Below are 11,690 nucleotides of genomic sequence, written 5' to 3'. Positions count from 1 at the left end.
AACAATGTTTCTTTCCCTGCAGAGGGAAGTGATCATCAAATATCGTATGTAGAACAGAATACAGGAATGAAAATATTTTTTCGATGTATCGGCAACACAGTTCTGGGACTGATGCTGGTGATGGCATTGGTGCTTCTTATTCCCGGACTTTTCGGGATCCGGCCCTATGTGGTCTATTCCGGATCCATGGAACCTGAGATCCCAACCGGAGCTGTGGTTTTTACAAAGGAAGGAGAGTTTTCTCCGAAAAAGGGAGATATCATTACTTTTCATAACGGAGATACCGTTGTCACCCATAGAGTGGTTAAAAAAGAAAAGGATATCTTTATCACAAAAGGTGACGCCAACAAGACAGAAGATCCTGTTCCCGCAGAGGCGTCACAGATCATCGGGCGGGTAGTCTTTCACCTGCCTTATCTGGGCTACGTGATCCATTTTCTGAAAGCCCGGATCCCTTTTGCCGCAGTTTGCATAGCGGCATGTCTGTCAGTACTCTTTGATCTGGCATATACCCCAAAAAAGAAAAAAATACAGGGAGGAATTTAATCATGATGAAAAACAGAAAACTGGTAAAAGGAATCGCACTTGCTGCTGTGATCACTGCACTGGCAGCCGGAGGAACAGCTGCATATCTCACGGATTTTGAAACGGCAACCAACAGCTTTACCGTAGGAAAAGTGGATATCGACCTGGATGAGCCTAACTGGAAACCGGAGGACAATACAGATCTGGTTCCTACTCAGGTGATCCGGAAGGACCCCTATGTAGCAAATAAAGGAGTAAATGAAGCATTTGTCTATCTGGAAGTTTCTGTTCCGGTCCGAAATGTGATCACGGTAGCCAAGGATGGCACCAGAAATGCACTTGCAAAAACAGAGCTGTTCAGCTTCACCAAAAACAAGGACTGGACACAGCTGGAGCGGACTGAAGTGGGGCAGAATATGGTCTACACCTATGCATATAACCACATCCTGAAGCCGGGAACAAAGACTACAACTCTTTTTGATACAGTAACCTTTGCCAATATCATCGAAGGTCAGCTAGATACACAGCAGATCGATATGCCGGTACGGGCTTATGCGATCCAGGCTACCAATACCGGGGATGACAAGACTACGGTTTTGGAGCAGGCAACTGCTGCTTACCAGAAATATGTAAATCAGAATAAAGGACAGGCCGGTGGTGTCACGAAATGAATAAATTAAAAAGACCCGTTTTCCTTCTCCTGACAACAGGGCTCCTGTGCGCAACAGGGACTGCGGCGTATTTTTCAGACTTCGAAAAAAAGATAAATTCTGCTGCAGTGGGGTATGTGACAACGGAGATCGAGGAAGATTTTCCGGATCCTACACCTACGCCTATGGAGAATGGTCCGTCCTACAGAAAAGAGATCCGGATCGGAAATTTTTCCGGCAGTGTGAAAGGGTTCCAGGCAGACTGCTATGTGAGGATGTCCCTTTCCTACTCCAATGACGATATCGGCAGAGGCGTGAAATTAACAGGTTTGGATACGGCAAACTGGGTGTATAACAGTCAGGACGGCTATTATTACTACCGGAAAAAAATATCCGAGGGAGAAAAAACAACTCCTCTGTGTACCGGATTTCAGATCGATCCCCAAAAGATCGATGATACTTATGGGGACAGCATTAAAGATTTTGAGATCAATGTTTATGAGGAAGCTGTACAGGCAGAAGGATTTTCAGATTATGAAAGTGCGTGGAGGTATTTTTCAGATCCGGTTTCTGCTCAGGCAGAAAGGAGGGGGAATGCTTGAAAAAACACCTTAAAGCCCTGCTGGCAGGTGCTGCTGTGGCAGGCAGTATCCTGGCGTGTACGGCTGCTTATGCCAGATTTTCAGATTCCGTGACAGTGACCAATCACATAGCAGTGGGGGATATCAATATTTCTCTTCGGGAACTGGAAAAAAAGGACGGCCGAGAAATGAAATATCAGGATCGCCGGATCGTTCTTCCGGGAGATGAGATATCCAAGATCCCCAGGATCACCAATCACTCAGAGCCATGCTGGGTAAGGGTGAAGATCTCTTATACAGATGATCTGGAAGGTTTGGATGGTCTGGATGACAGGAATCTTACAGGAATGTCACCGAGATGGATCCGGAAGGGAGAGTATTTTTATTATACCAGGAAGCTGGAACAGGGAGACAGCGTGGATATTTTTACCGGTGTGACTGTACCATCCCAATGGGATGAATCCTACCAGGATAAAAATCTGGGGATCACTATCGTGGCGGATGCTGTCCAGGCGGCAAATTTTGCACCGGATTTCCGTGCCATGTCACCCTGGGGAAATCAGAAGATCTTAAGATGTATCCACGATACCGATGGGCTTGTGGTTCAGAAAAAAAGTCCGGTGGATCTGAAGGTGGAGTTTGAAGGAAATGCGCACAAACTGATCGCGGCTCCGGAAGACTTTTTTTCCGGATTTTCCACAGCAATGCCGGGAGATGTTTTTCATGATTCTGTAGAGATCCGTAATACAACGGAGCATGCAGCAGAGATCTTCTTCCGCACATCACCGGAATGTAAATCGGTAAAGGATCAGGAATTTCTGAAAAAGCTGAAGTTGGTGATCACCATGAATGATAAAAAGCTGTATTCCGGGGATCTTCTGGCTGCATCTCTCAATAAGGCCGTGTCCCTGGGGGAATTTTCCAGCGGAGAAAAAGGAAACATGAGATTTGAGGTTACGGTTCCGGCAGAGCTGGATAATTTATATGCTCTTCGGGCAGCAGACGTGAAATGGATCTTTTCTGTGGAGGAGGATCAGGAGACGGCAGATACCAGCCCTGTTCCACGGCGGAATGGCAGGAAAGAAGCCACAGAAAGAGCTTCCGGAAATAACAGTTCTTCGGTAAGGACAACACCAGTGAAGACCGGAGATGAATCTCCTGTGATCCTGTTTGCACTGATGGCTGGTATGGCGCTGCTTACCTGCAGTCTGACGCTATGGAAAGGAGGACGAAAAAATTGAAAAGAAGAATGATCGGTGCATGGATGGCATTGATGATCACAGCTTCTTCTCTTGTGGTTTCGGCCAGTCCTGCAGCAGATATGAGTTCGGTATCAGCAGATCCGCAGCAGGAACAGACAGAACCGGAGGAAGAAGAGGAGGCCCCGGATATTCCGGTAACAGATCAGCCTGGGGAGGCTGAGATGCCGGTTCCGACAGCCTTGCCTGAACCGGAAACGGTGGAGGAAGCTTTTGAAGAAGGTAAAGATAATACTGAAAATACGGACAGTGATGAGCTGATCGAACCGGAAGAAGAACCGGAAGCTGTTTCAAAAGAAGGAGAAAATATAGCTCTAACAGAGATACCGGAGCAGACAGAGGATCCGGGATTTACTGTATTCACGGAAGAAAACGCGGAAATCCTTACAGGAGAAAGTGAAGAGGATCAGGAACTGATCCAGGATATCGAAAACGGAGAGATCATTGCTCTTTCTGCAGCACTTCCCGGGGAGTTCCGGGAAGCTGGCAGTGCGGAAGTAATCTCAGAAGGAGAGGATGCTATCGCAGCTACAGCACTTTCCCCGTCCCAGTATTATCTGGACAGCTGGACCAGGGTTTACTGCGATGAGATCTGGACAGCTGCCAATGATTTTCTTGGTCCCGGAAATAAAACCCGTATGGGATGTACGTATCGTTCTGTACATTATATCGATGATACAGGAGAGGAAAAGGTTTCACCTCTGTATTGCCTGAAAGCAACTCAGGATGGACTGGACAGTATGACACTGAAGAATGAGGCAGTAAAAGCACTGACTAATTCTGTGATCCAGAAGCTTTTGTACTTTGGTTACGGAGGACCGGGGGATCTGGGAACCGGATACGACCCCTCCTGCAGTCACATAGACTGGTCAAAATGGCAGAACCGTTATGTATTTACTCATATTGCGCTGTCAAAGGTATATTTTAATGACTGTGGATATGCCACAGCAGCAGAAGTAGAACATACAGGGATAAACCGCCTGATCGATAAGATCCAGACATTGACGATCCCTGCAAGAAACAAGGCAGCCGTTTATGTTTCCGAAGACGGTTCTTGGGCAGCAGCATCCGGAAAGACGATCCCGTTAAGTGTATTCCGAAGCAGACCTGCAGGTTTTCCCTTTGTTCCGGACAGTATGAAAGACGGATTTCAGATGAGTACTCTTATGAAAGTAACAGATGGAGCAAAAGCAGGAAACGGGATCACCATAACAAGAGGAGCCGCAGAAAAATGGCAGCTGGCCTACTGGACGAGCGCAGCGGATTATAATTCTCACAAAACCAATCCCAAACTGATGTCGGGAACAAGCCTGAACCTGAAGGATGGAGCATACTTTTTTCTGATCTTCCCGTTAAATGCATCTGCAACAAAGAAGTTTTCCTGTAAAATGCTGCTTCAGCCGGTTTCCTATATCCTGGTTGACGGAAGTGCCCAGGCAGGAAAAGATGGAGTACAGGATTTTGGCGCTTACGTATACCAGGGAACAAGAGGAAGCCTTTCGTTTTCAGTAAAGCCATCGGTTTACGGCAATGCAAAGCTGGTCAAGAAGGAACCCAACACGGGAAAACTGATCCAGGGAGCGCAGTACGGACTGTTTGCAGCAGAAGCTCTGACCTCCGGATACCGGACTATGTACAGTAAGGATCAGAAGGTTTCAACCGGAACAACAAACGCCAGTGGAGAGATCCTTTTTTCAAAACTGGTTCCCGGAAAATATTATGTGAAAGAAACGAAAACTGCTGCCGGATACAAGCTGAACACCGTTATCAAAAATCTTATAGTAACCGGTGGAAAGACAACAACCGTCAACGTAACGGATATCATGGATATCAGCGGAACAGTATCCATCAGAAAGAAAGACGGAAATACCGGTGATCCACTGGCAGGAGCTGAATTCACCCTGTATCAGTGGAGTAAAAAAAGCAAAAGCTATGTAACCTTAAAAAAACTGACTTATGATGGACAGAAACGTACCTATAATTCCGGGAAATTTAATTATACCGAAGACAATCAGGGAAAATTCCGTGTGCGTGAGACAAAAGCTCCTCCCAATTACACCGGAAACTGGCAGAAGAATTTTACGCTGGAAAAGCCGGGAGAAAAGCAGGAATTCCTGTTTGAAGCAGTGAACTACCAGAACGAAAAACGAAGGATAGAGGTTCGTAAGATCGATGCGAAGACCGGTGAGGTCCTGAAGGGTGCGGAATTTACACTTTATGAATACAGTGCAGCCAAAAAGGCCTATAAAGAAAAAGGAACTCTTCTGGATTATGATAGCTCAAGTGAGCTTTATGTAAGCGTTGAACTTTTAAAGACTTCGGATAATGAGGGAAAATATAAGATCGTGGAAACAAAGACTCCGCCCGGATATACAGGAAGCTGGGAAGAAGCGGTGGATATCACAGACAAGGATGCACGCCTTTCCTTTGAAGTTGTCAATGAAAAGGAAAAGGAATATAAAGGGGTGATCCGTCTGAGAAAAACAGACATCTATACAGGGGAAGTTCTGGAAGATGCGGAATTTACCGTGCTTCAGTGGAATAGAGGGAAGCAGACTTACCAGAATAACCTGGGCGGGCAGAGCATCCTGAAGTTTGACGGAGAAACCGGATGGTACTCTACCGAAGAGCTGGTGCTCACAGATGACAATCAGGGAAGGTTCAAAGTAGTGGAAACAAAAAATCCGGAAAACTATACAGGCAAATACGAAAAGGAGGTAATCTTCCAGAAAAAAGAAAATACAGATACGGATACTGTGGATCTGAAAGCAGAGAATACTCCGGTAACACTTCCGCTGGGAAATATCACCATCATAAAAAAGATCAAAGAGGAGGATATTACCTGGGCTCATGGAAATCCAACCTTTTCCTTTGTGGCAGAAGGTACGGATCTATCCGGAAATCCTCACAGATATGAAGATTATGTGACCTTTACCAGAGGAAGCTATGAAATCGATAAAAATGGCTATGCAACATTATCGGTCACTCTCAGGAATATCCCGCTGGGGCAGTATACGGTCTGGGAAAAACCGGTACTACGCTACTATCTGAAAGATGTACGGGCAAATACAGAGAATGTCCGCATCATAAAAGGCGCTGCACCTGCATATGGTACAGATCCCCGGAAGATTGCTTCCGGTACGGCTGCTCTGACAATGCAAAACAAAAATGCATCGCTGACTTTTGTAAATGAGAAATCCAGATATGATCGATATTCCCATAATGACAGCATAAAAAATACCATACCCGTATCATTTTCCTGAAAAAAATACAGAGGGGCAGGAGTAATCCTGCCCTTAGCTGCGTATTTTATATAGTAAAAAACAAACTGTAAAAAGAAATAAAAAAACTACATATATACCCAAAGATATGGTATACTTTTTTACAAATACTGTGAACTCAAGAACTCTCTGGGAGGTCGATGATGAAAACAGACGAAAAAAATCCCGTTTTTGATATTCGGGATACATTGGAAAAATACGCTTGCATTTATCGAAATACTACACTGAAGCTTTTTCAGTACTGTCAGGAGACGGACATATATGAACGTTTGGATGAATACCTGAGACCTGTAAAAAATATTACGGATTTTAAGACCAGTGGACAGAAATACAGCAATGTTTATAAAGACGACTGGAAGTACCTGACGGATTTTCTGACATCCCGGGAAGGCGGGACGATAGAAGTGCGGTGTATCAATAAAGACGGTAATGCGAGTCTTCTGACAGTACGGGGATTTATAGCACAGGATAAAAATACCGGATATCATTATTTCATAGGAAGCTCCAGAGATATCACCAGGGAGAAGCTGCAGGAAGAATTTCTTGAGGAACGTGCCCAGAAAGATCCTCTGACCGGAGTGTATAACCGCTTTTTCGGAAAAGAACTGATCGATGAATACCTTGCATCTAGAAATCCCTATGCAGGATGTGGGATGATGGTGCTTGATGTAGATTATTTTAAAAATGTAAATGATACTTACGGACATATGTTCGGTGATGAAGTCCTGAAACGTTTTGCGGAGCTGTTTGTGGCTTTGTTCGACATTAATGATGTGATCATGCGTCTGGGTGGCGATGAATTTGTGATCCTTTTGAAGGATATCAGCCATGCAGCAATCATGAAAAAGGCAGGAAAACTGATACGGGAAGTGCAGAAACTTAAATTTCCGGGAACCACGTATCTGGCAACCTGCAGTGTGGGGATCTGCTTTCTTCCGGAAAATGTTTCCGGATATACATATCAGCAGCTCTTTGAAAATGCAGACTGGGCACTTTACCAGGCAAAGAAAAATGGAAAAAACCGCTATGCTTTCTGTGATAATCTGAGACGTTTTGAGGATAAGACAGAGGAAAAGCAGGAATTATACGAGGGTGTTGAGATAGATGCCAGATATCTTCATAATGATATTGTTTCTACTGCATTTGAAATATTTGAAAAAATGAGCAGCTTTCAGGCAGCGATTGAACTTCTGATGAAAGTGATCGGTCTGAAATTCCGGCTTAACCGGATCACAGTCCTGCATACCAAGGTGGCAGAGCAGAAAATAAACAGGGTTTTTCAATGGGTTTCGGAAGAAGAATACAGGCTTTTGATAGATGAGATACATTTCTCAAAAAGTGATTTTATCACATTGTTTCGCCACAATGATGAATATGGTACTGTGGTGATTCAGGAGAATGATCTGGCTGAATATTCGGAACAGAGAAGAAAGAATGTGTTACAGTGCGGAGCAAAAACCGTAGTCTGTGCTGCCATGTACTGTGAGGGAAGCTATACAGGGGCCATTGCATACGTGACCTGCCAGGAAAAAAGGCTCTGGTCCAGAGAAGATCGTAAGCTATTGGGAGAAGTGACCAAGATCATTTCCGCGCATTATGCCAAGAACCAAGCATTTAACAGTGCTTATCGTAGCATTGCTGCAGAATCCGGACGGGATCAGCTTACCGGATTGTCTTCTTTTTCAAGATTTCGCGAAAATGTGGAGAAAATGCTGATCGGAGGTTACGGGCCGGGACATGCAGTGATATATACCGATTTTGAAAAATTTAAACGTATTAATGCAAAATACGGATATCGTGTGGGAGATCAGATCCTGCGGCAGTTTTCCGAGTATGTGATAGGCGTTCTAAAAACAGATATGGATGTATATTTTACCAGGGCGATCTCTGATCATTTTATCCTTTTCACTCCATGTGATATGGATGTTGATCCGGAAACATCTGTTTTAAAGACCAATCAGGAGTTCTTACGGCAGATGAAAGAGAAATATCCGGATATGGAGCTCTGTGTCCGCACTGGGATTTATCTGATCACCAAAGAATGTAACAATGCATCTGAGGCGATCGATGCAGCGAATTATGCAAGAAAATATGCTGCTGGAAATTGTGAAACAGGTGTTAAGCTGTATGACGAAGAACTGAAAAAGCAAAGCGATGCAGAGTGAAAGATACAGGAATACGGACCGGAATCTATACTTTTTCAGAATTTCAGGAATAATCTTTCAGGAAAGCTTTTACAATAGAACAGAGATGTTTGCGGCAGGAGTGAGCTTATGAACAGAAGTGTTCCGGAAAGTCTTTTAATCTGTATTTTAGTCTTATGCCTGGCTCTGACACCCGTTGGTGTCAGGGGAGAAACGGAAGATAGTGGAAAAGCACAGAAGCTGATCGAAGCGCCGGGTGCAGTCCTTATGGAAAAAGAAACCGGTACCGTGATCTATTCTAAGGATCCTGACACCCGAAGAAGCCCGGCCAGTATTACAAAGATCATGACATTGATCCTGATCTTTGATGCTATCCGTGAGGGAACCCTGCATCTGGAGGATAGCATTACCACCAGTGCTTATGCCAGATCCATGGGAGGGTCTCAGGTATTTCTGGAAGAAGGAGAAAAGCAGACTGCAGAAACCATGATCAAATGTATTGTGATCGCTTCCGGAAATGATGCCAGCGTAGCTATGGCGGAGCATGTTGCGGGAACAGAACAAGCCTTTGTGGAGAAGATGAACGAGAAGGCGAAGGATCTTGGAATGAAAAACACTCATTTTGTGGATTGCTGCGGGCTGACGGAATCACAGGAGCATTATACAACTCCCTATGACATTGCACTTATGAGCAGGGAGCTCATCAGCAGATATCCGGAAGTTCTTACATATTCATCTGTCTGGATGGAGGATATCACACACGTTACCAGAAAAGGATCCTCGAAATTTACACTGACCAACACAAATAAACTGCTGCGTAGCTATGAGGGGTGTATGGGACTTAAAACAGGCAGCACCAGTATTGCAAAATACTGTCTCAGTGCTGTGGCAGAACGAAATGGGATCACACTGATCGCCTCAGTAATGGCCGCACCGGACCCGAAAACAAGATTCCGGGATGCAGCAGCTCTTTTAAATTACGGCTTTTCTAAATGCACATTGTATCTGGATGATGCTCTGGAGCCACTGAAACCTCTGAAGCTCCGCAAAGGAGTCAAAGAGCAGGTTTCGCTTGTATATAGAGGGAAATTCCGATATATCAGCACAGATGGAACGAAACCTGACAATGTTAAGAAAAAGTTGATCCTCCCCAAAGAACAAAGTGCGCCGGTGAAAAAAGGGCAGAAAGCAGGGGCACAGGAATACTATCAGGATGGGAAAAAGATCGGTAGTCTGGATATCCTGTACGGGGAAACAATAAAAAAGGCCGGATACCATGACTGGCTGGAAAGAACCTGTCAGGCATTTCTTTTGTGATGCCTGCAACATATTTTGACAAAAAGGGCAGACTGGATGTATAATACAACGGATTGAAGAAATAGCAGAACAGGGAAGGGATTTTGGATGAAAGAGATCAGAACAGAAGATGCAGTGGGACACATTCTGTGCCATGATATCACGCAGATCATAAAAGATGAGAAAAAAGGCGTTCTTTTCAAAAAGGGGCATGTAGTGAAAGAAGAGGATATACCACTGCTGCTCTCTGTAGGAAAAGAACACCTTTTTGTGTGGGAGAAAAAACCGGGGATTCTTCACGAAAATGAAGCTGCAGAGATCCTTTACAAAATCTGTGCCGGAAACTCTTCCAAAGTACATGGAACTGAGATCAAAGAAGGTAAGATCGAGGTGGTATCAAAGATCGATGGTATTCTGAAAATACGTCGAGATGCACTTGTGGCTGTGAATTCTCTGGGAGAAATGATGATTGCTTCCAGACATGGCGATTTTCCGATAAAAAAAGGTGATAAGGTTGCAGGAACCAGGATCATTCCGCTTGTGATCGAGAAAGAGAAAATGGATGCAGCAGAGAAGGCAGCAGGAAATCTTCCGATCTTTGACATTCTCCCTTACCAGCAGAAAAAAGTAGGGATCGTCACAACCGGAAGTGAGATCAAAAAAGGACTGATCCAGGATACCTTCACACCGGTACTCCGGGAAAAGCTTTCCGGGTTTCCGACCGAAGTGACAGGCCAGGTGATGCCGGGAGATGATAAGAAAGAGATCACAAAGGCAATTCTTTCTTTCGCAGATGCAGGAGCAGATCTGATCATCTGTACCGGCGGAATGAGTGTAGATCCCGATGATCGTACTCCGGGCGGGATCCGGGATACCGGAGCAAAGATCGTAACCTATGGAGCACCTGTACTTCCGGGAGCTATGCTGCTTGTGGCATATCTTGAGAGGAACGGAAGATCCATACCGGTACTTGGACTTCCGGGCTGCGTCATGTACGCAAAAAGAACAGTATTTGATCTGATCCTGCCCAGAGTGATGGCAGATGATGAGATCAAGGCAGAGGAGATTGCCGCGCTGGGAGAAGGCGGACTATGTCTGAACTGTCCGGTTTGTACTTTCCCGAACTGCGGATTTGGAAAATAATATGAAAAAATTCAGAATCAAACAATATGAGATCCATATGGACAAGATCCATGCTCCACAGGGCGTGCGGATGATCCTTCTTGCGGATCTTCACGGGATATCCTACGGAAAAGACAATATACGGCTGACAGAGACGATCCGAAAACTTGCCCCGGACGTGATCCTTTCTGCCGGCGACATGGCTGTACGCACAGAAACGAATACTCTGGTAACTGCATGTAAGCTGCTGACAGAGCTTGCCGGAGATTTTCCCGTGTATTATGCACTTGGCAATCATGAATATAAAATGTTCCTTTCCGAAGAATACCGGCCATATTATGCAAAATACGAAAGAGCACTGAAAAAAGCCGGTGTGCATATTTTAAGGAACGGACGTGAAGATATGGTCCTGCAGGGAGAACACTTCTGTTTCTGGGGATTGGAGCTTCCCATCGAATATTATCACAAACCAAGATCACCGAAGCTGAAAAAAGAAGTGATGGAAGAAATGGTCGGAAAACCTGAAGATAAAGGGATGCAGATCCTGCTGGCACATAATCCAAAATACGGAAAAACCTATTTTGAATGGGGCGCGGATCTGATCCTGTCCGGACATTATCACGGAGGCGTTGTCCGTCTCAGCGAACATTACGGCCTTTCATCTCCTCAATATCTGTTTCTCCCGCCGTTTTGCTGCGGAGACTTTCACAAAGGGGATCAGCATATGATCGTCAGTGCCGGACTTGGAGAACATACCATCCCCCTTCGGATCCATAATCCAAGGGAACTGCTGGTGATCGATATAAAACCTTCCGAAAAAATGAAATGAGGA

Annotated in this window: 9 protein-coding genes; all 9 read left to right on the top strand. The window is 45.0% G+C overall.

What is annotated here, in order from left to right; translation table 11 throughout:
• Positions 1-66 precede the first annotated feature (66 nt).
• The 9 genes from CCC70_RS14675 to CCC70_RS14635 all read left to right on the top strand — a co-directional run bounded on the left by CCC70_RS14675 (position 67) and on the right by CCC70_RS14635 (position 11,687).
• Positions 67-546 (top strand): signal peptidase I, encoded by a 480-nt coding sequence (locus tag CCC70_RS14675; RefSeq protein ID WP_021650528.1) that lies wholly within the window; start codon positions 67-69, stop codon positions 544-546.
• A gap of 2 nt (positions 547-548) precedes the next feature.
• A complete protein-coding gene (locus CCC70_RS14670; protein WP_015524856.1) occupies positions 549-1,196 on the top strand; it encodes a TasA family protein in 648 nt (215 codons plus the stop codon).
• Positions 1,193-1,777: a hypothetical protein gene (locus CCC70_RS14665; RefSeq protein WP_186582483.1), complete on the top strand. Its 585-nt coding sequence runs from the start codon at positions 1,193-1,195 to the stop codon at positions 1,775-1,777. Before CCC70_RS14670 ends, CCC70_RS14665 begins: the two co-directional genes overlap by 4 nt.
• Complete coding sequence (locus tag CCC70_RS14660) at positions 1,774-2,997, top strand: hypothetical protein (protein ID WP_186582484.1); 1,224 nt, start codon at positions 1,774-1,776, stop codon at positions 2,995-2,997. The genes CCC70_RS14665 and CCC70_RS14660 overlap by 4 nt, the downstream gene beginning before the upstream one ends.
• Complete coding sequence (locus tag CCC70_RS14655; protein WP_287085159.1) at positions 2,994-6,278, top strand: SpaA isopeptide-forming pilin-related protein; 3,285 nt, start codon at positions 2,994-2,996, stop codon at positions 6,276-6,278. Before CCC70_RS14660 ends, CCC70_RS14655 begins: the two co-directional genes overlap by 4 nt.
• A gap of 161 nt (positions 6,279-6,439) precedes the next feature.
• Entirely contained in the window at positions 6,440-8,461 is a 2,022-nt protein-coding gene (locus tag CCC70_RS14650; protein WP_287085158.1) for a GGDEF domain-containing protein, read from the top strand.
• A 108-nt stretch (positions 8,462-8,569) separates the two neighbouring features.
• Complete coding sequence (locus tag CCC70_RS14645) at positions 8,570-9,757, top strand: D-alanyl-D-alanine carboxypeptidase family protein (protein WP_287085157.1); 1,188 nt, start codon at positions 8,570-8,572, stop codon at positions 9,755-9,757.
• Between the two features lie 87 nt (positions 9,758-9,844).
• Entirely contained in the window at positions 9,845-10,879 is a 1,035-nt protein-coding gene (locus tag CCC70_RS14640; protein ID WP_270390703.1) for a molybdopterin-binding protein, read from the top strand.
• 1 nt (position 10,880) lies between these two features.
• The gene (locus tag CCC70_RS14635; protein ID WP_287085156.1) at positions 10,881-11,687 is read left to right on the top strand and encodes a metallophosphoesterase; all 807 of its coding nucleotides are present in this window, start codon (positions 10,881-10,883) and stop codon (positions 11,685-11,687) included.
• The last annotated feature ends 3 nt before the right edge of the window (positions 11,688-11,690 follow it).

Origin of the sequence: Blautia sp. LMAG:89 (assembly GCF_008679485.1) — a bacterium.
In the GTDB taxonomy this organism is placed as follows: Bacteria; Bacillota; Clostridia; order Lachnospirales; family Lachnospiraceae; genus Blautia_A; species Blautia_A fusiformis.
Note: the sequence above shows the minus strand (reverse complement) of the source record. Positions and strands in the feature narration are given on the sequence as shown.